The 25,439-nt window shown below is 66.4% G+C and carries 23 protein-coding genes; 5 read left to right on the top strand and 18 right to left on the bottom strand.

Features of this window, described 5'->3' with window-relative positions; all coding sequences use genetic code 11:
- Positions 1 to 105 precede the first annotated feature (105 nt).
- Complete coding sequence (locus AC24R4_RS16820) at positions 106 to 528, top strand: YkvA family protein (RefSeq protein WP_487523374.1); 423 nt, start codon at positions 106 to 108, stop codon at positions 526 to 528.
- Here AC24R4_RS16820 and AC24R4_RS16825 read toward each other — a convergent pair whose 3' ends face one another.
- The 6 genes from AC24R4_RS16825 to AC24R4_RS16850 form a co-directional block, all read right to left on the bottom strand.
- Positions 529 to 2,010 (bottom strand): dihydrolipoyl dehydrogenase family protein, encoded by a 1,482-nt coding sequence (locus tag AC24R4_RS16825; RefSeq protein WP_487523375.1) that lies wholly within the window; start codon positions 2,008 to 2,010, stop codon positions 529 to 531.
- A 71-nt stretch (positions 2,011 to 2,081) separates the two neighbouring features.
- Positions 2,082 to 2,975 carry a patatin-like phospholipase family protein gene (locus AC24R4_RS16830; RefSeq protein ID WP_400395146.1) on the bottom strand — a complete coding sequence of 298 codons (894 nt, stop codon included), beginning with the start codon at positions 2,973 to 2,975 and terminating at the stop codon, positions 2,082 to 2,084.
- A gap of 8 nt (positions 2,976 to 2,983) precedes the next feature.
- On the bottom strand, positions 2,984 to 3,397 hold the full coding sequence (locus tag AC24R4_RS16835) for a PaaI family thioesterase (protein ID WP_400395148.1): 414 nt from the start codon (positions 3,395 to 3,397) through the stop codon (positions 2,984 to 2,986).
- A gap of 96 nt (positions 3,398 to 3,493) precedes the next feature.
- Positions 3,494 to 5,008, bottom strand: a complete 1,515-nt coding sequence (locus tag AC24R4_RS16840) for a tripartite tricarboxylate transporter permease (RefSeq protein ID WP_400395150.1) — start codon at positions 5,006 to 5,008, stop codon at positions 3,494 to 3,496.
- A 24-nt stretch (positions 5,009 to 5,032) separates the two neighbouring features.
- Entirely contained in the window at positions 5,033 to 5,506 is a 474-nt protein-coding gene (locus AC24R4_RS16845) for a tripartite tricarboxylate transporter TctB family protein (RefSeq protein WP_153946290.1), read from the bottom strand.
- A gap of 354 nt (positions 5,507 to 5,860) precedes the next feature.
- On the bottom strand, positions 5,861 to 6,829 hold the full coding sequence (locus tag AC24R4_RS16850) for a Bug family tripartite tricarboxylate transporter substrate binding protein (RefSeq protein WP_400396301.1): 969 nt from the start codon (positions 6,827 to 6,829) through the stop codon (positions 5,861 to 5,863).
- A gap of 474 nt (positions 6,830 to 7,303) precedes the next feature.
- On the opposite strand from AC24R4_RS16850, the gene AC24R4_RS16855 reads away from it, so the two are divergent.
- Positions 7,304 to 7,798, top strand: a complete 495-nt coding sequence (locus tag AC24R4_RS16855) for a hypothetical protein (RefSeq protein WP_400396300.1) — start codon at positions 7,304 to 7,306, stop codon at positions 7,796 to 7,798.
- Positions 7,799 to 7,831: 33 nt separating this feature from the next.
- Here AC24R4_RS16855 and AC24R4_RS16860 read toward each other — a convergent pair whose 3' ends face one another.
- On the bottom strand, positions 7,832 to 9,658 hold the full coding sequence (locus AC24R4_RS16860; RefSeq protein ID WP_487523376.1) for a diguanylate cyclase: 1,827 nt from the start codon (positions 9,656 to 9,658) through the stop codon (positions 7,832 to 7,834).
- A gap of 168 nt (positions 9,659 to 9,826) precedes the next feature.
- Here AC24R4_RS16860 and AC24R4_RS16865 point away from each other — a divergent pair, with 168 nt between their 5' ends.
- On the top strand, positions 9,827 to 10,519 hold the full coding sequence (locus AC24R4_RS16865; protein ID WP_400395763.1) for an aspartate/glutamate racemase family protein: 693 nt from the start codon (positions 9,827 to 9,829) through the stop codon (positions 10,517 to 10,519).
- 17 nt (positions 10,520 to 10,536) lie between these two features.
- Here the strand turns inward: AC24R4_RS16865 and AC24R4_RS16870 are convergent, their stop codons facing one another.
- The 4 genes from AC24R4_RS16870 to AC24R4_RS16885 all read right to left on the bottom strand — a co-directional run bounded on the left by AC24R4_RS16870 (position 10,537) and on the right by AC24R4_RS16885 (position 15,355).
- The gene (locus AC24R4_RS16870; RefSeq protein WP_400395761.1) at positions 10,537 to 11,730 is read right to left on the bottom strand and encodes an MFS transporter; all 1,194 of its coding nucleotides are present in this window, start codon (positions 11,728 to 11,730) and stop codon (positions 10,537 to 10,539) included.
- A gap of 153 nt (positions 11,731 to 11,883) precedes the next feature.
- Entirely contained in the window at positions 11,884 to 13,056 is a 1,173-nt protein-coding gene (gene dinB, locus AC24R4_RS16875; protein ID WP_400395760.1) for a DNA polymerase IV, read from the bottom strand.
- 116 nt (positions 13,057 to 13,172) lie between these two features.
- Positions 13,173 to 14,078, bottom strand: a complete 906-nt coding sequence (rarD, locus tag AC24R4_RS16880) for an EamA family transporter RarD (protein ID WP_487523377.1) — start codon at positions 14,076 to 14,078, stop codon at positions 13,173 to 13,175.
- A 137-nt stretch (positions 14,079 to 14,215) separates the two neighbouring features.
- Positions 14,216 to 15,355 (bottom strand): TRAP transporter substrate-binding protein, encoded by a 1,140-nt coding sequence (locus tag AC24R4_RS16885; RefSeq protein WP_400396365.1) that lies wholly within the window; start codon positions 15,353 to 15,355, stop codon positions 14,216 to 14,218.
- A 346-nt stretch (positions 15,356 to 15,701) separates the two neighbouring features.
- Here AC24R4_RS16885 and AC24R4_RS16890 point away from each other — a divergent pair, with 346 nt between their 5' ends.
- Positions 15,702 to 17,474: a carbohydrate porin gene (locus AC24R4_RS16890; RefSeq protein ID WP_487523378.1), complete on the top strand. Its 1,773-nt coding sequence runs from the start codon at positions 15,702 to 15,704 to the stop codon at positions 17,472 to 17,474.
- Here the strand turns inward: AC24R4_RS16890 and AC24R4_RS16895 are convergent.
- The 3 genes from AC24R4_RS16895 to AC24R4_RS16905 form a co-directional block, all read right to left on the bottom strand.
- Positions 17,458 to 18,231 (bottom strand): aquaporin, encoded by a 774-nt coding sequence (locus AC24R4_RS16895; RefSeq protein WP_400396097.1) that lies wholly within the window; start codon positions 18,229 to 18,231, stop codon positions 17,458 to 17,460. The two genes, AC24R4_RS16890 and AC24R4_RS16895, sit on opposite strands and share 17 nt — an antisense overlap.
- 128 nt (positions 18,232 to 18,359) lie before the next feature.
- A complete protein-coding gene (locus AC24R4_RS16900; RefSeq protein ID WP_487523379.1) occupies positions 18,360 to 19,346 on the bottom strand; it encodes a DUF2272 domain-containing protein in 987 nt (328 codons plus the stop codon).
- A gap of 239 nt (positions 19,347 to 19,585) precedes the next feature.
- Positions 19,586 to 19,864, bottom strand: coding sequence for an HU family DNA-binding protein (locus AC24R4_RS16905; RefSeq protein ID WP_066737795.1), 279 nt, complete (start codon positions 19,862 to 19,864; stop codon positions 19,586 to 19,588).
- A gap of 971 nt (positions 19,865 to 20,835) precedes the next feature.
- Between AC24R4_RS16905 and AC24R4_RS16910 the strand changes: the two genes are divergently transcribed.
- A complete protein-coding gene (locus AC24R4_RS16910) occupies positions 20,836 to 21,354 on the top strand; it encodes an SET domain-containing protein (RefSeq protein WP_400396283.1) in 519 nt (172 codons plus the stop codon).
- Positions 21,355 to 21,372: 18 nt separating this feature from the next.
- Here the strand turns inward: AC24R4_RS16910 and AC24R4_RS16915 are convergent, their stop codons facing one another.
- The 4 genes from AC24R4_RS16915 to phhA all read right to left on the bottom strand — a co-directional run bounded on the left by AC24R4_RS16915 (position 21,373) and on the right by phhA (position 25,380).
- Complete coding sequence (locus AC24R4_RS16915; protein WP_487523380.1) at positions 21,373 to 23,112, bottom strand: sensor histidine kinase N-terminal domain-containing protein; 1,740 nt, start codon at positions 23,110 to 23,112, stop codon at positions 21,373 to 21,375.
- Between the two features lie 59 nt (positions 23,113 to 23,171).
- Entirely contained in the window at positions 23,172 to 23,876 is a 705-nt protein-coding gene (locus tag AC24R4_RS16920; RefSeq protein ID WP_153946304.1) for a response regulator transcription factor, read from the bottom strand.
- A 103-nt stretch (positions 23,877 to 23,979) separates the two neighbouring features.
- The gene (locus tag AC24R4_RS16925; protein WP_400391476.1) at positions 23,980 to 24,282 is read right to left on the bottom strand and encodes a 4a-hydroxytetrahydrobiopterin dehydratase; all 303 of its coding nucleotides are present in this window, start codon (positions 24,280 to 24,282) and stop codon (positions 23,980 to 23,982) included.
- A 168-nt stretch (positions 24,283 to 24,450) separates the two neighbouring features.
- Positions 24,451 to 25,380, bottom strand: coding sequence for a phenylalanine 4-monooxygenase (gene phhA / locus AC24R4_RS16930; RefSeq protein ID WP_400391473.1), 930 nt, complete (start codon positions 25,378 to 25,380; stop codon positions 24,451 to 24,453).
- Positions 25,381 to 25,439 lie beyond the last annotated feature (59 nt).

Raw genomic sequence — 25,439 nt, forward strand, 5'->3', positions numbered from 1 at the left:
ACGGACGCTCAGGCGTCCGTTTTTGTTTTTGTGGTCTCCGTTTTTTGTTGCCTCGCCTATCGAATCCGGCTTCGGGTCACAATATCGCCAGCCGGAGCCGCGCCATTGCACCCCCAAAACGAATCACCACTCCCCCTGACCCAACGCCTGCGCACCTGGGCGCGTGCCATCAAGCGCGATGGCGTTGCGCTCTGGTTCGCGTGCCGGCATCCCGATACGCCCTGGTATGTAAAGGCGCTGGGCGCGTTCGTCGTGGCCTATGCGTTGAGTCCGATTGACCTGGTGCCGGACTTCATCCCGGTGCTCGGCTATGTCGATGACGTGCTGCTCTTGCCTGCACTGATCTGGCTGGCGGTCAGGCTGATGCCGGCCGCCGTGCTGGCTTCGTCGCGGGAACAGGCGAGTGCGTGGATGGCCGCCAGCGGCGCGAAGCCGCGCAGTCGCTGGGGCATTGTCCTGGTGGTGAGCGTGTGGGCGGTGGTGGCCTATGGCATCTGGCGCTGGCTCGGGCCTACCACCCTTCGCTAATTAGCCAAACAGCTCTTCGGCCACGGTGGGATGCAGCGGCATGGTGGTCTGCAGGTGCGAGGCCTTCGCGCCGAGCCGCAGCGCCAAGGCCATCGTCTGGACGATTTCCGGTGCGGCGCCATCCATCAGGTGGACGCCGAGCACCCGGCCGCTACGCGCGTTGAACACGAGCTTGAAGACCGACTGCTGCGGCACGCCGCCGAAGCGGCTTTCCAGCGAGACAAAACGCCTGATCTCGGTGCGGATGCGGTCGGCCTTGCCGCCGGCTTCCTCCAGGGCCTGGGCTTCGGTCAGCCCCACGGCGCCAATTGCCGGCTCGCAGAATACGGCCGTGGGCAGGAATTCGAAGTCCGTCATGTCACCGCGCCGGCCGAATAGCCGATCCGCCAGCCAGCGGCCTTGCGCAATCGCCACCGGCGTCAGGTGCACGTTGTCGGCCATGCAATCGCCGATGGCGTGGATCGACCGCACGCTGGTGCGGAATTGCCGGTCCACCTCGATGCCACCCTTGGCGTCGCGCTTCACGCCCAGGTCATCGAGTCCCAGTCCATCCACATTCGGCTTTCGGCCAATCGCGGCCAGCACCGCCTGAGTGCGCACGGTCTGCGTGCGGCCCCGATTGTCTTCCTGCGTGTAGCAGACGTCGAATGCACCGTTCGACTGCGACACCATTGTGACCTCTGTGCGGAAATGTATGCGTATGCCCTTGGCGATCAGGGCTTCTGCCAGGGCAGCGGCAATATCGTGATCGAACTTTGGCAGCAGCCGGTCCTCACGCACCAGCAGGTCCACCTTCACGCCGTAGCGGGACAGGATCGATGCCATCTCCACGGCGATATGGCCACCGCCGATCACGACAATCGAGGCGGGCACGGTCTGCCACGTGAACAGGTCGTCCGACGAGCTGACCAGTTCGCCCCCCGGCACCGGCAGATCGATCGGGCTGGCGCCCGTTGCAATCAGCGTCTTGCGGGCGCGGATGACTTCATTGCCGACGACGACATCGCCGCGCGCGTTGAAACCTGCCTCGCCGTGCCAGATCTCCACGCCGGCCTCGTTGAGCCGCTGCTTGTACGATGCGTTGAGCCGCGCCACCTCGGCATTCACGCGCACGATCGCATCGCGCCAGTCTTCCTTGCCGCCCGTGTGCGACAGGCACGTGGACAGGATCGATGCCCATCCCGCGCCGTACGACAGCATTTTCTTGGGCACGCAACCGCGATTGACACAGGTGCCGCCGACGGCATCGCGCTCCACCAGGATCACGCGCGCACCGTGCGATGCGGCGCGGCGCGCGGCAGCCACGCCGCCCGAGCCCGCACCGATCACCACGAAGTCGGCTTCGCGTGTCTTGGGGCGGGCATCGCGCTTGCGGGGCACCCGTTCGACAACGGGTTCGGCGCTGGCCTCGCTGGCGCGCCGACGCGCCTTCACGGTCCTTGCCTGGGTTGCGGTTTCGGTTGATGCCTGACGCTTTGTCATTCAATCCTCCTTGCCTGCGCGGCACCATCGCCGCATGCCAAACAATTGACCGGCGCCACGTGGCGCTTTGGCTATGACGCCGGCAACAGATCCTGCTGGATGACGGGCCAGTCGCGCAGGAACGATTCCGCGTCGCGCCGGCCCAGGTCATACGCATGCGTCATGGCTTCGGGCCTGGTGTAGTCCCAGCTCGAAATCGGCACGCGTTGCGAAGGTTGCAGATACAGGCGGCGCTGGCCGCCCGTGTCGATCAGGAAGCGGCGCGGCCGCGGATACAGCCGCGTCACCAGCACCAGGACATTGCCCGGCGTGGCATCGAGCGCATCGACCGGCACGTTGTCCACCAGCCCGCCGTCCAGCACCGCATGGCCATTGCGGCGCAGCACCGGCGTAAAGGGCGGCGTGGAGGCCGATTGCAGTAGCAGATCGGCCAGATCCTCGGGCGAGCCGCAGTCCTGCGCCAGCACGAATTCGGGATGGAAGCCAAGCTTGCGGCCCAGGCGCGGATGCAGCGTCTTCAGCAGGTGCTTGTCGATGTTGTACGCCAGCAGCCCAGCGGCCACGGCCAGGCGCGGGCCGGTCCAGCGCGGGATATGGGCCACGCCGATGCGGATCTCGGGCGCCTGTTGCAGCCGGTGCAGGCGGTTATCGCCAAACAGCGAGAGCAGGGCGTTGCGATAGATGCCGTAGTGCGGAAACACGCGCTCGCGGCGCAGCAGGTTGCCCCAGTATGCGTTGCGCGAATTGTTGGCCAGCACCTCGCGGTAGTAGGCCATGGTCTGATGCGAATCGTGCGCATAGACCATGCACGCCGTGGCCGCGCCCGCCGAGATGCCGGCGATGACACGCGGCCGCAGGTGCAGTTCGGGCGCCACGGTATCCCACCATCCAGCCTGCCACCAGCAGCGGTTGCCGCCGCCGGCAAAGACAATCTGGTCAAAGGGTTGGGGGGTGAGGTCGGACATCCTGGAATTCAAAGCAGCGCGTAGGTGGTGGTGGCCTGCACCGCGACCTTGCCGTCCTGGCCGGTCAGCGCGATTTCGCCGAAGACCACGGTCTTGCCCAGCCGCAGCACGCTGGCACGCACCAGCACATCGCCGTCGATCACGGGACGCATGAAGTTGGTGGTCAGCGTGACGGTGGTCATTGGCCGGAATTCGCCCAGTGCGGCAGAGATGGCGACGATCATCGCGGTGTCGGCGGCCGACATCAGCACCTGTCCGCAGACCACGCCGCCGGCATGGCGAAACGCCTCCTGGAAGGGCAGGCGCAGGGTCACGCCGGTGGCGTCCGCGGCCTCGGCACGCAGGCCCAGCTGGCGCACCCAGGGCGCCAGCACGCGTTCGAGCGTGGCATCGACATCCGCGATGGTGAAAGTGGCAGGCACGTCCCGGTCTCCTCGGCGCGCGGCATGTTGTTTGCGCCAATGATACAGGGGGCCGAAGCCCCCTGCCGATTCCTGCCAGGAACGCCCGCGCGGGCGTCAGGCTGCGTTGTCCGCCTCGGCGCGCGCCGTCGAACGGTTGGCGTGCCAGCGCAGCACGCGCGGCACCACCACCACGGCCACCGTCATGGCCAGGATCGTGGCCGAGATCGGCTGCTTGACGAACAGGGTCCAGTCGCCCTGGCCGATCGACAGCGCATTGCGCAGCTGCTTCTCGGCCATCGGCCCCAGGATCAGGCCGACGATCACCGGCGCGGTCGGGAAGTCGAAGCGGCGCATGGCCATGCCCAGCAGGCCGATCACGAACAGCAGCAGCAGGTCGAACCACGACTGGCGGATGCCGTACGCACCCAGACCGGCAAAGATCAGGATGCCGCCGTACAGCAGCGGCGTCGGGACGCGCAGCATGCGCACCCACAGGCCGATCGCCGGCAGGTTCAGCACCAGCAGCATCACATTGCCGATGTACAGCGACGCCAGCAGGCCCCAGACCAGGTCGCCCGAGGTCTGGAACAGCATCGGACCCGGCTGCAGGTTGTAGTTCTGGAACGCCGCCAGCAGGATGGCCGTGGTGTTCGAGGTCGGGATACCCAGCGTCAGCAGCGGGGCCAGCGTCGCCGTCACGGCGGCGTTGTTGGCCGCCTCGGGGCCGGCCACGCCTTCGATGGCACCCACCTTGCCGAATTCCGCCTTGTGGTTCGACAGCTTCTTCTCGGTGGCGTACGACAGGAAGGTCGGGATCTCGGCACCGCCGGCCGGGATCAGGCCAAACGGGAAGCCGATGAACGTGCCGCGAAGCCAGGCCGGGATCGACCGCTTCCAGTCGGACTTGCTCATGTGCACCGAACTGAGCTTGTTGAACGAGCCCTCCGGCTGCGGGAAGAACGCATTGAACAGCGCCTCGCCCACCGCGAACAGGCCCACGGCCACCACGACGATGTCCACGCCGTCGTACAGTTCCTGGACGTTCATCGAATAGCGCGTCTGGCCAGACAGCGAATCCATGCCGATCAGGCCGATGCCCAGGCCCAGGAACAGGCTGGTCATGCCGCGCAGCAGCGACGAACCCAGCACGGCCGACACCGTGGTGAAGGCCAGCAGCATGATCATGAAGTACTCGCCCGGGCCGAACTGCAGCGCCACGTCGGCCGCCACCGGCGCGAACATCGACAGCAGCACGGTGGCGATCGTGCCGGCCACGAACGAGCCGATGGCGGCGGTGGCCAGCGCGGGGCCTGCGCGGCCGTTCTTGGCCATCAGGTTGCCCTCCATCGCGGTGACCATCGTCGACGATTCACCCGGCGTGTTCATCAGGATCGACGTGGTCGAGCCGCCGTACATCGCGCCATAGTAGATGCCGGCGAACATGATCAGCGCGGCCGTGGGCTCCACCTTGGCTGTCAGCGGCAGCAGCATGGCCACGGTCAGGGCCGGACCAATGCCGGGCAGCACGCCAATGGCCGTGCCCAGGAAGCAGCCCACCAGGGCCCACATCAGGTTGATTGGCGTGATGGCCACGGCAAAGCCGTGCATCAGCTGGTTCAGGGTATCCATGTCAGTGTCTCCCGTAGGCGTGGATCAGAAGCCCGCGACGGGCAGCAGCGGCAGGTTGATGCCGAGCAGGAAATCAAACAGCGCCCACATCGGCAGCGTCAGCATCAGGCCGATCAGCGCGTCGCGCACGATGCGGCGGCTGCCGTAGCCGCGCGCCACGCACACCATCATCAGCGTGGACGAAAACACGAAGCCCAGCGTGCCGATCAGCGCCATGTTGGCCACCAGGCCGGCGGCCACCCACAGGAAGCCCTTGAAGTTGTGCGGCGCCGCGGGCAGCTCGGCATCTTCCTCGGGCATGTTCCGGAAGCCGCCGCGCACGCCCTGCCACAGCAGCAGCGCGCCGCAGACGGCCAGGCCGATGGCCACCAGCGTGGGCACGAAGCGCGGCGACAGGCCGGCATAGCCCTCGTCGCCCGAAATGCCCGGTATGCCGGCGAAGAAGAACACGGACAACGCCAGGACGGCGACGCCGATGGATACATGGGATGGTTTCATGGTGGGGCTCTCGGATGGTCCTGCCGCCCGCGCGGTCACGGGGCCCGGTGACGTAATGGTCTGTTTTTTTCGGTGTTGCGCAGGGGATGGCGGCACCGGGGCCCCGTGCCGTCCGCCGTGCGTGCCGATTTTGGATCGGCGGCCGGGCGGGAACGACAGGGTGAAGCAAACTTCCGCGACGCGGGTAACGAAATCCTGTACTGCTGTCTCGTACTGCTGTCTCGTATTACTTTTTCGTACTTCTACGACTTCACTGGCGGCGCCGGCGGCGGTGGCTGGCCGGTCGTCGACATGCGGAACCGAGGCGGCCGTGCCGATACGGCGCGGCGTGCGCCCGGTCCCTGCGGGCAGGTCTTACTTCGCTACGCCCAGTTCACGCAGCGTGGCGCCCAGACGGGCGGATTCCGCTTCCACGAACTTGCCGAACTCGTCGCCGGTCAGCAGGAACGGCGTCCAGTCGTTCTTCTGCAGCGCGTCCTTCCAGACCTGGTTCTCGGTGCCCTTCACCACGGCATCGATCAGGGCCTTGCGCTGGTCGGCGGTGATGCCGGGCGCGCCGTACACGCCGCGCCAGTTGTAGATCTCGACGTTCACGCCCTGTTCCTTCAGGGTCGGGATGTCGGCGGTGCGGTCCTTCGACGTCACGGCCAGCGCGCGCATCTTGCCGGTCTTGATGAACGGCAGGAATTCCGACACGCCGGCGATGCCCACGGTCACGTGGCCACCGAGAATCGACGCCGAGGCCTCGCCACCGCCCTGGAACGGCACGTAGTTGATCTTCTTCGGATCCACGCCGATGTCCTTGGCGATCAGGCCGGCCAGGATGTGGTCGATCGACCCCTTCGAACCGCCGCCCCAACTGACGCTGCCCGGATTGGCCTTGAGCTGCGTGGTCAGGTCTTTCATCGACTTGATCGGCGAGCTGGCCGGCACCGTGATCACCATCGTGTCGGCGAACAGGCGTGCGATCGGCGTGGCGTTCTTGAGCGTCACCGGCGGGTGGTTGGTCTCGATGGCACCGACCATCACGGCGCCCGTCACGATCAGCGCGTTCGGGTTGCCCTTGTCGGTGTTCACGAACTGCGTCAGGCCGATGGTGCCGCCCGCGCCGCCCTTGTTGTCATACGACGCCGACTTGGCCGTGCCAGCCGCCACCATGGCCGCGCCGAGCGAGCGGCCGGTCTGGTCGAAGCCGCCGCCGGGGTTGGCGCCGATCATCACCTTGAGGTTGTCGACGGCATAAGCCGGTGCGGCCACCACGGCAGCAGCCAGCGCAGCCGAAGCGACGAAGACATGGGTAAAGCGGGCAAGCGTGCGAGGCATCGCGTGTCTCCTGTCTTATTGGAATTTGGGTTGTGCTTTTAGGTTTTTGGCTATTGACCACCATCCACAAAGAGACAGCAGTAGCCATGGCCCGAATTCTAGAAGCGTGAAACTGTCAAAACCCTGTCAAAACGTCTGCTTGATGCTCGGGGTTTACGTGGTGTTGTCTGCTTTGTCTGCCTCTCTCCCGTCCCGGCCGTACCAGGCGCCTGTCGTTTTTTGGCATCGTTGTATCTGCCAGATCAGATCTGCACATCTTTGACTTGGCTCAGGTCGGACATCTCACTACGATTTATCTCAGTTGCCTGCCGCACCGACAGCGTCTTGCTGAAGCTGCATGGCGGCACGGCGGCCAGACACAAATGCAACAAAATTGAGATGGACCATCGCCCAACGAGGCGCTGGCCGATTCGGGATATCCGGTCTTTCCGGTTTTCGGGTGAAGTGACAAACAAGAAGTCTCAGGGGTCAATCATGGATACAACGATCAAGGCGTCGGACGTCTGGTCGCCGGAACGCGACGCAGGCGCCGACCGCGGCCTGTGGAAAAGCACCGTTGCGGCCGCCAACCAGGCACTGGAGGCGGCCAAGGGCATGCAGGCGGCCGTGGGGCAGACGCTCAAGCTGCAGCACAAGATCATGGCGCTGCGCGACGAACTGCATCGCGCCGAAGCCGAGCGCGACATGTATCGCGACCTGCATGCGCGCACCGTCGACGAACTCAACCACACGCTGGACCTGAGCCCTTCCGAATGGCAGCGCCTGCGCGCCGACAACGAGACGCTGCAGATCCGGCATCGCGCCTACAAGCTGCTGGTGCAACACTACGCGCGCGCGGGCACGCCGATCGATCCGGCCACGTTTGCCGAGCAGCGCAGCCGCGTGCAGCAACACATCCTGTTTCAGCGTCGCAAGGGTATTCCGGTGTCGGTCATCACGGCCGACGACATCGCATTCCTGTTGCGCTAGGCAAAACCGCGGCGGAGACGTCCATGAACTGTCTTATCCCTGAACAGATGGCGCCACAGTATTGCCGACCGGCGCATCAGCCGCGCACACCCGGTTACGGCCCGCTTGCTTGGCGGCATATAGACGGCGGTCGGCCGTCGCCAGCATGGCATCGAGTGTCGGGCAACCGTCGCTCACGGCTTCTGCGACGCCAATCGATACAGTGAAATGAATGCGTCCGTCGCCCTCGCCGGGCGACGGCGCATCGGGTGCCGGTTTCACGGGCGTGGCCTGCACGGCGGCGCGCAGCCGTTGCGCCGTTGCCTCGGCATCGGCCAGCGTGGTCTGCGGCAGCAGCACCGCGAATTCCTCTCCGCCAAGCCGCGCAGGCAGGTCGATCTCGCGCAGGTTCCGGCGCAGCACGTCGGCCAGCGCCACCAGCACGTGATCGCCGCTGGCATGGCCCCAGCGGTCGTTCACGCGTTTGAAGAAGTCGATGTCGAGCATCAGCATCGCCAGCGGTGCGGGGGGTGATGCATCGACACGAGCCGGGGCGCCGCCGGCCAGGCTTTCGTCCGCGCCGGCCGCCTCGCCCTCGCGCCGGCGTCGTGCCGATTCCCTGCCGAACGCCTCGCCGAAGTGCCGCCGGTTGGCCAGCCCGGTAAGCGGGTCGGTCTCGGCCAGGCGCTGCAGTGTCTCGCCGGCTGCCACGTAATGGCGGAACAGCAGCGTCACCACGCGCAATGTGACAAACATCAACAGCGGCAGGGCCAGCCAGATCGACAACAGCGGTGTGCTGGTGCGTTGCAGGACCGCGCGCCATACGTCGGCATCGCTGAAGGATTCCACCAGCAGCCACGTACCGCGCTGGCCCACCGGCTGGTAGATCAGATATTGGCCATCCGCGTGCCGCATGCCGGCGCCTGCGTGGAACAGGTCCTGCACGGGAACACCGCGCCAGGCCCGGTTCACATCGTCGGGCCAGTGCATGTCGATGCGGACGTTGTGCTGGCTCGACGCGATGATGCCGCCGCGATAGTCCATCAGGTATCGCGTGGTGCCGGCGTCTTCCGGCACGCCGATCAGGTCGCGCAGACGTGCCAGTTCCACGTCGATGGCCACCACGCCGCGAAAACGGTTTTTCACATAGACCGGAATGCTCAATGTCGTGCGCAACTGCGTGCTTTCGAACTGCGTGTAGACCCGCGTCCAGCGAATGTCGCGCGACGCGTCGCGCTCGGGCAGCATGTCGCGGTAATACGAGATATCGCTGAACCGCCGGAAGAGTGCCGGCGCCTTGTCCGGCGCCAGCGGCGGGTAGGTGACGTAGAGCCCGTTGCTGGAGATATAGCTCACGGTACCGCCGGCATTGTCGTCGTCGCGCAGCCGCAGGCTCAGGCCCAGCACATGGCTGAGCTGACGCGCCGCGTACAGGTCGGCCCGCAGGTCGGCGTCGCGCCGTTCAAAGCCTTCGAGTTCGTCGAGCACCGCGGGCGCCGTGCCGATCACCGGAGAATCGCCAAGCGGCACCTCCATCTGCCAGATACGCTCGTTGCGCTGCGCGAAGGCCCGCTCCACGGCGGGCTCTGCCTGGGCCGCGCCGTTGTCGTAGAGGGTGATCAGTTGCTGCGCATAGTCGCGCACGAAAACGAGCCTGGAGCGTTCGGCGGCGAAGACCGCTTCGCCGCCCAGCGCGCGCAATGTCAGGTCGTGGTGGCGCGATGACAGGACACGGTCGCGCAGCAGGTACAGGTCACGCGCGCCGACGATGAGCATCAGCAGCATCGCCAGGCTGAAGCCGACGATGACCACGCGCTGCGGGTGCATGAGCGCCGCGCGCGGCAGCCAGCGCGGCCTCGGCAGCAGTTTGCGCCATGACATCGATCGTCTCCCCGGCAAGGCCCGCCCACGGGACGGGTAGTAAAACGGCGACTTTTACCTGCTACATCGACGGCGGGCACGCCAGGGCGTGGCGCGCCGGCTCAGTGTAGTGCAGCCGCGCGGCGCATGCCATCATGAAAGCCTGACAACCATCAAGGGGGATTTCTCATGCCACGGCACATCGGTATCGCTGCCTGTTCCGCCGAAGGCGCGGCACTGTGCTATCGCACGATCTGCATGGAAGGGGCCGGATTCCTCGGCGCGCACGGACATCCGGAAATTACGATGCATACGCCATCGCTTGCCACCTATGTGGCCTGCCTGGAGCGCGGCGACCTGCAGGGCGTGGCGAACCTGATGCTGCGTTCGGCGTACAAGCTGGCCGCGGCCGGCGCCGATTTCGTGATCTGCCCCGACAACACCATCCATGCGGCGCTGGACCTGGTGCGGCCCACGTCGCCGCTGCCGTGGCTTCATATCGCCGAGGTGGTGGCCGACGCCGCCGTGGCACGCGGCTTCCATCGGCTTGGCATCACCGGCACGCGGTGGCTGGTGGACAGCGAGGTGTATCCGGCCGCGCTGGCCGCACGCGGGCTGGAAGCGGTGCGCCCGCCGGTGGAAGACCGCGCGTTGATCGACCACGTGATCATGAACCAGCTGGTGCCCGGCATCGCCACGCCTGAAGGGGTAGCGACGTTCCGGCGCGTGATCGATGACCTGCGGCACAACGGTTGCGACGCCGTGGTGCTGGGCTGCACCGAGATTCCGCTGATCATCGACGACGGCAATTCATCGTTGCCGACGCTCGATTCAACCCGCCTGCTCGCGCGCGCGGCATTGCAGCACGCAGTGGCCGCGTAGCCCCCCGGATTGGCCGATCAACGACGTTCCGTGCGGAAGTACAGCAGCGCGATGGCGGGCAGGGCGAAGCCGATCCAGCTGGCCAGGGGCCAGCCCGCACGCGCATAGGCCCACGCGCCCACTGACGATCCAATGGCGCCGCCCACGAAGAAGATAGCCATGTACAGGCCGTTGAGGCGGCTGCGGTGTTCGTCGGACAGCGAGAAGATTGCGCGCTGGCCGATCACCAGATTGGTCGACACCGCGAAGTCGAGCAGCACGGCAGCCACCGTCAGCGACAGCAACGACAGCAGCGATCCCTCCGTACCCACCCGGCTCAGCAGGAACGATGCCGCGCCCAGCACCAGTGCCAGCGCGGTCATCTGCCGGCTGTGGCCACGGTCGGCGTAGCGGCCCGCCATCGGCGCGGCAATGGCACCGGCCACACCGACCAGCGCGAAGATCGCGATACCGGTCTGCGACAGATGGAACGCGGGCCCGGCCAGGTACAGCGGCGTGGTGGTCCAGAACAGGCTGAAGACGCCGAACATGGCGGCCTGGTACGCGGCCCGGCGGCGCAGGATCGGCTGGGTACGCAACAGATGGCTCATCGAGCCAAGCATCTGGATGTAGTTGACGCCCGGCGCCGGCCGGCGCTGCGGCAGCTTGCGCGCCAGCACGATGCCGAGCAGCACCATCGCCACGGCCGACGCCGCGAAGATCGCGTGCCAGCCGAACAGGTCTGACACCAGGCTCGACACCGGACGCGCCAGCATGATGCCCATCAGCAGTCCGCTGGTGACATTGCCGACCGCACGGCCGCGCGCATGCTCGGGGGCCAGGTGCGCCGCGAACGGCACCAGCACCTGCACCGCCACCGAGCACAGTCCAATCGCGCAGCCCGCCACCAGGAACACGCTGGCATGCGTGGCCAGCGCCGCCGCCAGCAGGGCCGCCGCGCAGCCGCCCACCAGCGTCAGCACGAGCTTGCGGTTTTCGACGATATCGCCCAGCGGCACCAGCAGCAGCAGGCCCACGCAGTAGCCGATCTGGATCAGCGTGACGATCAGGCCGGCAATTTCCGGCGACAGCTGCAGCGCGCGTGCAATCGGCCCGACCAGCGGCTGGGCGTAGTACAGGTTGGCGACGATCATGCCGCAGGCCACGGCCAGCAGGGGCGTGATCCAGGCGGCCGGGGCGGCGGTACGTTGGGCGGGAGCGGCGGTTGTCATGGGGCGCGCGTGGGCGGAGGGTGGGGCGTGGCGCTCTCGAGCTCTCGATGGGGCGCCCGTCGAAGCCGCCGATTCTACCGGGAGATAGATAGGGCCGTATGACGTGGGGGTTTTTGGCCTCGGGTCGGCCCGATTCGCCCGGCGGAAGGCCGTTCAGCCTTCCGCCTCGTCGTCGAAGCGGAATTCCTCCTGCACCGGCGCGGGATCGTCGCCTTGCTCGGCCGCCGGGAGCAGGGCGCTGACGCGCACGCCCAGCAGCCGGATACGCCGCTCCAGCGGGATCCGCTTCAGGCACTCGGTGGCACCGCGCCGGATCATCGCGCCATCGGCGGTATGGGCCGTCATGGTCAGGTCGCGGGTCACGGTGTGGAAATCGTCAAAGCGCAGTTTGATGCCCACCGTGCGGCCCACGTATCCCTTGCGGCGCAGGTCGTCGGCCACGCGCATGCACAGCCGGGTGAACTGCTCCGACAGCACGGGGCGATCGGTACGCGGGTGCAGGTCGCGCTCGAACGTGGTTTCGCGGCTCATCGACTTGGGCTCGGAACTGACCACCACCTGGCGGTCGTCGCGGCCATGGGCCACTTCCACCAGCCAGCCCGCGTAATTGCGGCCGAAGTGGGCCTGCAGCAGCGCCAGGTCGGCCTCGGCCAGGTCTCCCACGGTGTCGATGCCGATGGCCTGCAGCTTCTCCGCGGCCTTGGGGCCGATGCCGTTGACCTTGCGCGCCGGCAGCGGCCAGATGCGCGTGGGAATATCGGCCGGGGTCAGGATGGTCAGCCCGTCCGGCTTGTCCAGTTCGGACCCGATCTTGGCCAGGAGCTTGTTGGGGGCCACGCAGATCGAACACGTCAGGCCTGTCGCTTCATGGACAGCCGCCTTGATGCGGGCGGCTACCTCGTGCGCCTCGCCCTCTATATCACTCAAATCGATATATATCTCGTCGATCCCGCGATCTTCTATTTGTCCGGTGAATGTTCGGACGGCTGCCTTGAAGAGTCCCGAGTAGCGGCGGTAGGCGTCGAAGTCAGTCGGCAGCAGGATCGCGTCGGGCGCCAGCTTGGCGGCCTTCATCATGCCCATGGCCGAGAACACGCCAAGGGCGCGGGCCTCGTAGGTGGACGTGGTGACCACGCCACGCCCCACATAGTCACGCAGCCGGGCGTAGCGGCGCGAGCCGTCGGGGAGTACCTCGGGCACCGCATTGCGGCCGCCGCCGATCACGACAGCCTGGCCACGCAGGTCCGGATAGCGCAGCAGTTCCACCGAAGCGTAGAACGCGTCCATGTCGAGATGGGCAATGCGCCGGGGAGCGTTCGGGGGCATGAGCGTGGAGAGGCGATCGATACTGTATATCCGTACAGTATAGTGTGGCGACGTTGTTTCCGGAATAGCGCGCGGTTGCCACGTATATTCACATCACGGATAGAAGTGGCTATTTTTTAAGCCAGTTCATTTTTCGCACGGATGGATCGCTTCGCATTCAGACGCGTGACCAGCAAACCCTCGGCCGCGTAGATTGCCAGCGAGATCCAGATCAGGGCATAGCCGATCTGCTTCTGTGCCGGAAACGGCTCGTGGTAGAGCCAGATGCCAAGTACCAGCTGAATGGTCGGCCCCGCGTATTGCAGCAGGCCGAGCAGCGACAGCGGGATACGGCGCGCGCCGGCGGCAAAGAACAGCAGCGGCACCGCCGTGAGCGGGCCGGCCAGCAGCAACAGTATCTGCGTACCCGTGCCTGCGCTGCGCGTGGTGTCGTGGCCGGTCAGCAGCAGGAAGCCCAGCGCCGCGGCGGCCAGCGGAAACAGGATCAGCGTTTCCAGCGACAGGCCTTCGAGCGCCCCCAGCGCGCCGGTCTTGCGCAGCAGACCATAGCCGCCAAACGACGCCGCCAGGCCCAGCGCAATCCACGGCAGTTGTCCGGCCGACCACGTGAGCCAGAGCACACCGGCCGCCGCGATGGCGATCGACAGCCACTGGCCCGGGCGCAGCCGCTCGTGCAGCAGCAACACCCCCAGCAGCACACTGAATAGTGGATTGATGAAATAGCCCAGGCTGGCATCGACCACGCGATCGGCCGACACCGCCCAGATATAGAGGAACCAGTTGCAGCACAGCAGCCCCGCGCTGGCCGCGAAGTTCAGGATCAGGCGCGGATTGGCCGCCACGTCGCGCAGCCAGCCGAAATGACGGCGCCACAACAGTATGGCCCCCAGGAATACCAGCGACCACACCATGCGGTGCAGCAGGATTTCCAGCGGCGCCACGCCGTGCAGGGACTTGATATAGAGGGGCAGCAGGCCCCAGATGATGTACGCCAGCAAGGCGTAGAAGATGCCGAGTTGCATGGGAATGTTCCCGGTAGAGTCCGGTTGTGGGGCGGATTCTACCGGGGTGTGGGCAGGCGCGTGGCGCCATGAAAAAACCCGGCCGGAGCCGGGCTTGTCGTGAGCGAAATGGCCGAATGGCCAAATCATCGGTTCGCTTACAGCTTGCGCGCGTAGCTGAACTGCGCGAACGCCTGCTCGGCCACGTTGAACCAGGCGGCCTCGTTGTTGCGGAACACGCGCCAGTCGTCGTAGATCTTCTTGAACGACGGGTTCTTGGCGCTTTCGTCGGCGTACGCTTCCTGTGTGGCCTTGAAGCAGGCTTCCATGATCTCCTTCGAGAACGGACGCAGCTTCACGCCGCTTTCCAGCAGGCGGGCCAGCGCCTGCGGGTTCACGGTGTCGTACTTGGCCATCATGTTGGTGTGCGCCTCGATGGTGGCCGTTTCCAGCGCGCGCTTGTAGAGCGCCGGCAGCTTGTCGTACTCGGGCTGCGATGCGTAGAACGACAGCTGCGCGCTGCCTTCCCACCAGCCCGGGTAGTAGTAGTACGGCGCCACCTTGTAGAAGCCGAGCTTTTCGTCGTCGTACGGACCCACCCATTCGGCCGCGTCGATCGTCCCCTTTTCCAGCGCCGGGTAGATGTCACCGCCGGCAATCTGCTGCGGCACCACGCCCAGGCGTGCCAGCACCACGCCGGCAAAGCCGGCCACGCGGTACTTCAGGCCCTGCAGGTCGGCCACGGTCTTGATTTCCTTGCGGAACCAGCCGCCCATCTGGGCGCAGGTGTTGCCGCCCATGAAGTTGACGACGTTGTATTCCTTGAAGAATTCGCGCATCAGCTTCATGCCGTTGCCCTGCATCATCCAGGCGTTCTGCTGGCGCGCGGTCAGGCCGAACGGGATGGTCGTGTCGAAGCACAGCGTCGGGTTCTTGCCGAAGTAGTAGTAGCCGGCCGTGTGGCCGATCTGCACGGTCTGGTTCTGCACGGCGTCCAGCACCTGCAGCCCCGGCACGATTTCACCGGCGGCGAACACCTTGATGTTGAACTTGCCGTCGGTCAGTTCCTTTACGCGCTGGCTCAGCAGTTCGGCCGCGCCATAGATGGTGTCGAGCGATTTCGGGAAGCTGGACGCCAGGCGCCATTCCACCGCCGGGTTGCTGCCGACCACGGCGGGCGCGCCCGGCGCGCTGGCCGATGCGGCCGGGGCCGCGGGCTTTTCTTCCTTGCCGCAGGCGGCAAGTGCACCCGTGGCGGCTACGGCCGAAGCCTTCAACAGGAAGGAACGACGTTCCATGGACATCTCCTCTTTTATAGATATATAGGCGTGACTGCCTTGCACCCGTTATGCGTTGCCCGGAAGACAGGTCGGACGATTATAGCGGTGGCGTTTTCAGCACGGATGCCCTCGGGGATGGGGGTTTTCGCTAGGAATTCGGCACTTCCGCAACGGTTTTGCCATGCCGCCCGGGCATGCTTCGATGCGGTGCATTTCGCGTTCCGCAATGTGGGAATCCGGACGCATTTCCAACGCTTTGTGACGCGATCGCGGGATTTTGTAACCCGGCTTGCGGTCAAAAAGTTCGCCTGTTAAAAACTGAGCCCTCCCTCCGGAGTTCTTCCACGCCGGCCCTGTTGTGTCCATGCTGCAATCCGTACTGCCTCCCGCCCGCCCATTTGCCCGTCGCCGCCTGACTTTTGTCGTCCTGGCCGCCTGGGGGCTCAGCGCGTGCGCGCAACCAGGCACTTCGGTAGCGCCGCCGCCGATGATCGCGGAGAGCACGACCCAGCTGGTGACCTCCGCCGTGGCGGCCGGGGCCGTGCCTGCCGCCCCACCTGTCGCCGTACCTGCCGCCCAACCTGCCAGCGTACCGGCGACCGTACCCGCCGCTGCGTCCGCCGATCCACTGGCGGATCTGATCCAGTCGGCCAATGCTGTCGAGGGTGCCGATGCTGCAAACGACCGGGCTGCCGCACCTGCCAGTACGGCACTGGCGGCCCAGGGTGGCGAAACGCCTGCGGCCGCCGAGGGCACCGCCACGGTTGCCCAGGCGCCAGCCAACGAGAATCCGGACTTCGTGGGTCCGCCCGATTCGCTGGCCCCGCCGCCCCCGCCGCCACCGCCGGTGGTGCTGTTCCCGCATCGGCTCGGCGAATTCCCGGCACTGCCACAGGACGGATCGCCAACACCAACGCGGCATTCGGAAAACGCCGATGTTGCATCGGAAACCCCATCCGACGCGCCGCCAGTGCTGCGTTCGCAACTTCCCGCCGACGACCCGGCCGGGGATTCGGTCTGGCGCCTGGGCTACAGCGGCCGCGCAGCGGTGGAAGACCGCTCCGGCACGCAGCGCGCGTGTCCCGGTGGCGGCACGCCCTCGGCAGGGTTTGGCCAAGGCCTGGCCTGCACCAGTTCGGGCGAGGTCAAGATCCGCGAATCGGTGGCGGATATCGGCGGCGGCGCACAGGTGCAGCTGGTCGCCCAGGCCAAGGGGACCAACGCCACATCGGTCAACGGCAATGCGGCCGCGGTCGATCCGTACGCGCTGGTGCCGAACTTCTATACCTCGGTCAGCGGCCTGTCGGGGCTGACCGTGCTCGACGGCGCCAGTGTCTGGGCAGGGCGTCGCGACAGCAATCCGTTCCTGATGTCGTCGGGACTGTTGCCGCCGAACTCGCCATCGATGCGTTTTGGCATCGACAACGCCAAACTGGGCGAATTCGGCGTGAGTTATCAATACACCGCGCGTAACGACCTAAATGGCGCCAAGCTTCCCAGCTATCACTCGGTGCTCTCGACCCCGATCGACACCAATGACAAGGGTTCGGTACGGGTCGGCTTTACGCGGGTAGAGCCGCTCTCGCAAATCGAAGACACCGGCAGCGCATGGTGGGCATCGGCCATGCACGAGCAGAAGGGCGTGCTGTATGGCACCAACCGGCTGGGCTTCCAGTACGGGCAGGGGTCGCGCACGGCCATGACCGGCTATTCGGGCATGGGCAACGCGCTGTCGCGGGTACGGGTGTCGGAATCGATGGAGTGGAAAGGCCGCTCGGGCCTGGCCGGCTCGGTGGAATCGAGCCTGCAGCTGGATCGGTCGGGCATCGGCACGTTGCAGTGGGCCGCCACCCGCGTGCGGCCGGCCTTTGTGGCCAACGACCAGTTCAAGCTGAGCTTCGAGGTGGCGCACGACCAGATCTCGTCGGGGTTTGGCGTGGGTGGCCAGCGCACCGCGTTCACGGTGGCCCCCACGATGACGCTGGGCAAGGCCACCGGCAATGCCAACCTGCGCGCGTTCTATACGTACAGCCGTGCCAGCGACGTGGACGGCATTACCTTCGCGGCCCCGGCCGACGCCTGGGCTTCGCAGACCAGCGGCTCGATCTTCGGCGTGCAGCTCAATCGGCGCTGGTAAGCCCCGGATGGCCCTTCCACCGACGCCTGGACAGGACGCCCGGCGCCGTCGTCACCGGCGGACAAAGCCAGTGGAACAATAGCGTTGCATTCATCGCACCAAATATCTGAGCCAGAATGAACGCGGGAATATCCATCATGCGAATACCCGTGAACGTATTGGTCAGCGCGCAGGCCAGTGTCAGGGCCGGGTTTGCGAACGACGTCGAGGACGTGAACCAGTAGCCGGCCGTGATATAGCCCGCCACGACAAACGGCACCAGGCCTGGCCGCGACCGCCCGGTGGCCATGGCCAGCCCGATCAGCCCGAACGACGCCAGGCATTCGCTCCACCACATCGGCGCCCCGGTGCGCGCCTGCGTCGACAACGACAGCGCGGGCAGGCCGAACATCGCATGCGCGGCCATCACGCCCAGTACGGCACCCATCAGTTGCACCCCCACATAGCCGGCGGCTTCGCGCGGCGACAGCCGTCCCTGGATCAGGTTCGACAGGCTGACCGCCGGGTTGAAGTGGCCGCCGGACACCGGCCCCAGCGACACCAGCAGCGCCACCAGGCCGGCCCCGGTGGCCAGCGCGTTGCAGAGCAGGGCCAGCGCGGTATCGCCGGCGGCCAGGCGTTCCGCGCGGATACCCGAGCCTACGACGATGGCCACCAGCAGGGCCGTACCCAGTGCTTCGGCCACCAGGCGGCGCGCGAGATCGGGCGGGGAATGGGGGACGGGCGAAGAAGTAGAAGGAGGCGCTGCGGCGGACATGCGAAAGATCGTCGAAATACGATCGCGCAGTGTTTCGCGGCGGGGGACGGCCCGTCAATGCAACGGGGCGATGTTGAGAAACTACCGCCGGTACCGAATCGGCCTGGCGGCGGCAGTGATGACTGCGTTCACTGCAGGTCGTTACGCAGGATCAGCAGCCACGGCATGTGCGAATTCGTAAAGCCGTCAAGCTGGCCCGCGTCGTTCAGGTCGATCACATCCATCGACACCGACTGCTGGACGTTGCCGCCGATGGCCTTGACCACATTGGCGGCACGATCCACCTCGACCACGATGTCGCAATGCATGGGCGTGGTGCCAAAGCCGATTTCGGACGGATCCGAAAGATATTTGTCGCGCCCGCGGCCCGCGCAGATCATGTCGCCAGGGCGCGGCACGGCGGGCACCCGCTCCACATGGAACGCCGGACGCGGCAGGATGCCATCGCGCGCGTCCACCACGTACATCGAATGGGACTGGCCCGTCAGGAACTGGTCGTTATCGAGCCCGGCCTTGCGCATCACCCAGGAAATAAACACGGCCGACCACGCCCACGCGCCCTGCGTGACCTGGCGGCAGTCCGGCGCCTCGCCGACGATGGCCCAGTAACGCTGGGCCATCCGGCATCCCTGCGGCGTGGCCTCCATGCCGGTGCCGTCGGGAAACCGCAGGCATTGGCTGTCGCCATCCTCTTCCATATCGATGTCGGCCGACGGCTGCATCGCCGTGCCCTGGCCCCCGGCGCCATTGGCCGGCAGCGCGGCCGCCGGGGCGGGCAACGGACTCTGGGTGACGCACGCCGAATCGTCACGACCGATGCGCACCACCTGGCTGCCCCACTTGCGCCATTCCTGCAGGGCAATATCGACGATCCGCTCACGCGCCGTGGCGCCGGGCGGCGTGGCCACGCGCCCGTAGTCGGGCAAGGGCACGGCCTGCGGGCGGGCCGTACGCGTCGGCGAGGTACTGCAACCGCACAGGACGGCCAGCGCCACCACCGCCATCACACCCTGCCAGGTACGCGTGCGTGCCTGTGGAGAATGCTGTGGAAGTTTGTGTGGAAACTGCTGTGAATAAGGCTGTGGAAATGTGCGCTGCGGCAAGCGGAACGACATGTCAGGCTCGTGATTCCTGATCTCGCGCAAGGCCTTGATTAGCCAAGCGTGGATGACATTTTCGCGTGGTCGCGGCAGGCCTGTGAAGGGACCTGGCCAACTGTGCGATTCTCCACGCGGAGCTGGGGGAAAAATGGTGTGGATAACGTCCCCGCGCGCTGCGCACCTGCGCCGCTTTCGGGCTATGGCGGCGGCACGGCGGGGTCATGCGAACCGGGCGACAAGCTTGCCCGTCGGCATTACTGGTTGACGGCGTCCTTGAACTTCTGACCTGCCTTGAACTTCACGGTCTTCGCAGCTTCCACCTTGATTTCTTCGCCGGTGCGCGGGTTGCGGGCCATGCGCTCGCCACGTTCGCCCTTGCTGAAGGTACCGAAGCCGATCAGGCTGAGGGTCTCGCCCTTGGCCACGGCATCCATGATGGCGTTCAGGGTCACATTCAGGGCCTGTTCGGCCTTGGCCTTGGTCAGACCGTCCACGCCTGCTGCGATCGCGTCGATCAGTTCAGTTTTCGTCATGCTTCACTCCGTATCGAGTTGAAAAAACACTGACGTCCGGGCCGGCGACTTCGCTGGAAGCCGCGCCGGCAAAGACGCCGCGGGCCACATCATACCGTGTCGGACACGCCGCACCGGGAACAGTTTGTTACCGGCCCCTGGCGTGCAGGCCGCGTCAGGTCAACGTTGGCGGGTTTTTTACGAAGAAGCACGCGCCTGGCGCGCCGGTATACGCCAGGGTTCGGCAGGGGGCGGCGAGGCGCGGTATACGGCCTCGGAGCCACGTATACGCCCCAGGACGCTCCAGAACGCGTTCTGGCAGCGAGGACAGCCTCGGGTAGGTCGGGAGCGCGTATACGCCCCGAGAGGCCCGGAGAGGGCCGTATACGGCGCCGCAAGGCTGTCGAGCGCCTCATTGTGGCGACCAGGCCTCAGGCGACGACGTATACCGCTGCCTTCATGCCCCTTGGGGCCTGCCCAATTTTTCATCGTGCGTGAAAACGTGCCGATCGCAAGGGGAGCGCGCGCGTGGCTTCGGACATTCGCGGTATACGCCCCGGCGGCGGTACTCCTGCGTATGGTTTACATCTTTCTTTCATGTATACAGATAGTAGTGATAGGTAAACCCCCTGCCTTTCTGTGGATAACCCGGTATACGCCAATCAGATCAACCGTTTACGTATACCGAAAGGACAGGGATGACATGTTGGCGCGCGTGGATGACTCATCCTTCGGGATGGGATGAGGGACGTATACCTGCCAGGTTGTTCGTATACGTTCCCCATGCCAGCCCCAGGCAGCCCACACCAAACCCATGCGCTTATCCACAAAAATGGCCCCGGTTATCCACATTGGCACCGGCCGGTATACGTCGCCGGCCCTGGTAAACGTGCCGGGCCTGGTCAAGCGCCGATGCGTATACCTGACACAGCCGCACGGGTATCATCCGGTTCGCCGGACTGGACCGGCCCACCACCGCAGGAACATCAGACATGTCGGACAAGGCCAACGACGCCAAGGAACAGAAAGGGCAGGCGGGCAGGAAGAAGACCGCCAGCGACCGTATCGAGGTGCGCCAGTCGGGCGTGCATGGCAAGGGCGTCTACGCGATTGGCGCCATTGCGGCAGGCGAGCGCGTGATCGAGTACAAGGGCGAGCACATTTCCTGGAAGGAAGCCCTGAAGCGCCACCCGCACGATCCGGCGGACCCAAACCACACGTTCTATTTCAGCCTGGACGACGGCAACGTCATCGATGCCAAGTTCGGCGGCAACCGGGCGCGCTGGATCAACCACGCCTGCGACCCGAACTGCGAAGCGCGCGAGAAGAAGGGGCGCGTCTTCATCCACGCCCTGCGCGATATCGCCGCGGGCGAAGAGCTGTTCTATGACTACGGCCTGGTCATTGATGCGCGCTATACGAAGAAGCTGAAGAAGGAATACGAATGCCGTTGCGGCAGCCCGAAGTGCCGCGGCACGATGCTGGCGCCCAAGGAGAAGTCGGGTAAATAAGAAGCCGCCCGGCCCGGATCAGGCCGGTGTGGTGCCGGGTGCCTCGCACGGGATCCGGATCACGAAGCGCATCGACGCGCGGCGTGCCGGCGCATTCGACAAGGCGGACGCTTCCGGCGATGCCGGGGCATGCGGCGAAACCGCGCCGGCGCCATCGTCCAGACCGCCGGCCATGGCGGCCGTGACCGGGGCGGAAGCGGCGGACCCGGCCGACGCCGGCACATCCTCGATCCGGATCGTGCCCTGGTGCAGCGTGATGATCTCGTGCACGATGGCCAGACCCAGGCCGGCCCCACCGGGCGAGGCCTGCAGGGCGGGCGTGCCAGGTGTGTGATCGCCGCGGAAGAAGCGTTTGAAGACCTCCTCGCGGCGGGCCGGCGGAATGCCGGGGCCGTTGTCTTCCACCATCACCACGGCCATGCCACGGTGGCCCATGGCCTCGCCGCCGGCGCGCACCGTAATGCGTCCACCGGCCGGCACATACTTCACCGCGTTATCGATCAGGTTGGACAGCGCCTCGCGCATGAGCAGCCGGTTGCCGCGCACCACGGCCGGGGCGCCGCCGGTGAACGTGGGGCCGGGCAGGACCTCGAAGCCCAGGTCCACACGCCGCGCCAGTGCCTGCGGCACCCATTCCGCGCCAATCTCGAACGCCAGTTCCGCCAGGTCGAAGTGTTCGACCGGTCCCAGCCGCTCCAGCGACAGGCCGGGCTCCGCGCGCGCCAGCGACAGCAGCTGGTTCGACAGCCGCACCGCGCGGTCGGCGGCGGTTTGCACCTCGCGCAGCGCATGACGCGCCACATCGAGCGAATCGGCTTCCACGGCGCGGTCGGCATGAAGCTTCACCGCCGTCAGCGGCGTGCGCAACTGGTGTGCGGCGTCGGCGATGAACTTGCGCTGGGCATCCAGGGCATCGCGCAGGCGCGACAGCAGCGCGTTCAGGGCGCGGATCAGCGGCTCCACCTCGGCCGGCACCTGGGTCTCGTCCAGCGCCGCCAGGGACCGCGCGGTCTGGCGGTTCAGCTTGTCGGTCAGGATCTGCAGCGGCACCAGTTCTTCCTTGAGCACGTGCGACAAGATCAGGCTGCCCACCAGCAGCAGCAGGATCAGCGGCACCGACACCGACAGCAGGATCTCGTTGGCGGCCGTTTCGCGCCGGTCCAGCAGTTCGGCCACCTCGACCACGATCGGCCCGCGCGGGATCTGCGCCTCGGACGGCGTCGTTGCCAGTTCGTCGGCGGCCGGGCTGGGCAGGCTCACCGGCAGGCGCACCGCGCGCACCTGGCGGCCGCTGAACCACGCGTAGAACAGGCGGGCATCGTGCAGCGACGTCTGGCCCGTGCCGTAGCCCAGCCAGGTGTCCATGCCGCCGATCAGCCCGTCCGGACCATGAATGCGCCAGTAGATGCGGTCGGTGCCCTCGGCCTCGACCAGCGTCTGGGCGATGATCGGGATGTCCTGCTCCAGCCGCGGGCCCGCAATGCGGATCTGCTGGGCAATGTTGTTGGCCACGCCATAGAGTGCGCGATCGAAGACCTGCGTGGTGTAGTGCGCCGCCAGCCAGTACGACAGCGATCCGCTGGTCAGCACCAGCGCGAACAGCGGCGTGGCCAGCGCGCGCAGCAGGTGGATGCGCAGGCTCGGGTTCGATGTGCCGCGGGCCGCCGCGCCGGCACGGCTGCGTCCGCCGCGTGTGCGCTTGCCCGTGGCGCTCGCATCGCCAGGCGGGGCAGAAGAAGATTGCGAACGCGGCCACATGGCGGGTCAGGACTTCCGTTGAAGGCGGCCGCCACCCGGGCGGCGCGTGCCGGTCGGGCTCAGTGGCCCGCGCGGATTTGTAGCAGATAACCGAAGCCGCGCACCGTCACGATCTCGACGTCGGCATCCTCGAGCTTCTTGCGCACGCGATGCACGTAGACCTCGATCGCGGTGTCGCCCACCGTGTCGCCGCCTTCGCCGGCCGGGTGCGCGAAGGTGGCCAGGTGGTCCTGCAGCTGCGCCTTGCTGACCACACGGCCCTGGCGCTGGAGCAGCAGTTCCAGCACGGCAAACTCGCGCGGCGACAGTTCCAGCGGGCGGCCATCGACGAACATGCGGCGGTCGTTGCCCGACAGCCGCAGCCGGCCCAGGCGCACGTCGCGTTCCGGCGCGGCTTCGCCGTGCTGGCTGCGGCGCAGCAGCACGCGCACGCGGGCTTCCAGTTCGGGCAGGGCGAAGGGCTTGACCAGGTAGTCGTCGGCGCCCGCGTTCAGGCCCGACAGCTTGTCTTCGAGCTCGTCGCGCGCGGTCAGGATCAGCACGGGGGTCGTGCGATTGCGGGCACGGTAGCGCGCCAGCAGCGTCATGCCGTCGATGCCGGGCAGGCCCAGATCCAGGATGACAAGGTCGTGCTGCTCCTTGAGCAGGTGGTCGGTGGCGTAGACGCCGTCATGCACCACGCGTACCTGATGGCCGGCGCGGGCCAACCCGGCTTCCACGCCGCTGGCGATTTGACGGTCGTCCTCGATCAGCAGGATACGCATGGCGGTACAGGTGACATTGGATGGAAAACAATGTCGCCGATTGTACAGGGCAGGCCCGCGGCCTGCCTTTCAGTTGCCCTACAGCCGGGCCCCGGCGCCGCGTTCAGCGTGCCAGGCCGGCGGCGGCCTGTTCGATGAAGCGGGCCAGGTCGATATCGCGCTGGGTCAGGCCGTTGGCGTCGTGGGTGGACAGCGTGATGTCCACGCGGTTGTACACGTTGAACCACTCGGGATGATGGTCCACCTTGTCGGCCTGCAGCGCCACGCGGGTCATGAAGCCGAATGCCGCGTTGAAATCGGCGAACTTGAACGATTTCCGGATGGCATCGCGGTCCTGGACCGGGGTCCAGCCCGGCAGGGTTGCCAGCAGCGGCTGGCGGGCGTCTTGCGAAAGAGGGGTCATGATGGGCTCGATCTGAAGGGTTGTCTGTGGCTGCACGGGGAACACGACAAAAGCCGGCCCGCCCCGGCGCACACCGGATGACCGGCGGCCAGGGCATGCCGGCATTGTTTCACAAAGTGGGATAACGGGCGGGGCCGCGGGCGGGCAGCGGCCTTCGCCCCGCGCGGCGCGTCAGATATCGTCGCTGCTGGCCCAGCCCTCGCGGGTGCCAACGTTGATGACCTGGTCGCCCGCGACGATGTCGCCGGCGCCCAGCGTCGGCAGCGCGCGCAGCGCCGGGTAGATGTCGGTGAAGTCCGGGCGCGTGGCATCGAACAGCTGTTCGAAGCTGTCGATCACAAAGTACGTTTTCTGGAACGTGTCGATGCGGTACCGGGTGCGCATGATCCGGTGCAGGTCGAAGCCGATGCGGTTCGGGCTGGCCGAATCGAGGCTGTAGACCGACTCGCCCTGGCTGGACAGGATGCCCGCGCCGAAGATGCGCAGGCCCTGCGGCGTGCGGATCAGGCCGAACTCCACCGTGTACCAGTACAGGCGCGCCAGCATGTCCAGCGCACCCAGCCGCGCCGCCTTGAGACCACCCTTGCCGTACGCCTCCATGTAGTCGGCGAAGATCGGATTGATCAGCAGCGGCACGTGGCCGAACACGTCGTGGAAGCAGTCGGGCTCCTGCAGATAGTCGAGCTGTTCCGGCTTGCGCATCCACCAGCTCGCCGGGAATCGCCGATTCGCCAGATGTTCGAAGAACACCTCGTCCGGCACCAGCCCGGGCACGGCCACCACCTGCCAGCCCGTGGCGCGCATCAGCATGTCGTTGAGCTGGTCGAACTCGGGCACGCGGTCGCGCGCCATGCCCAGCGTGGCCAGGCCCTGCAGGAATTCGTCGCAAACCCGGCCTTGCAGCATCGACGCCTGGCGGTCGTACAGCTTGCGCCATATCGCGTGGTCGGTGTCGGTATAGCGGTGCACCGGCTGGGCGATGGTGAAGTCGGGGCGCAGTTCCTGGCCGGACAGCAGGCCGGCATCGAACTGTTCCTTGAGCTTGGCGGTCATCGTGCCGGCAAAGTTGCCGGTGTCGAGGGTGGCGGCCGAGGGCGTCATGCGTTGCGTCTCCAAACTTGTGGTCTGTGTTCCGATCGGATGCGGAATTTATGCATAGT

This window comes from Cupriavidus sp. CER-90, assembly GCF_057652055.1.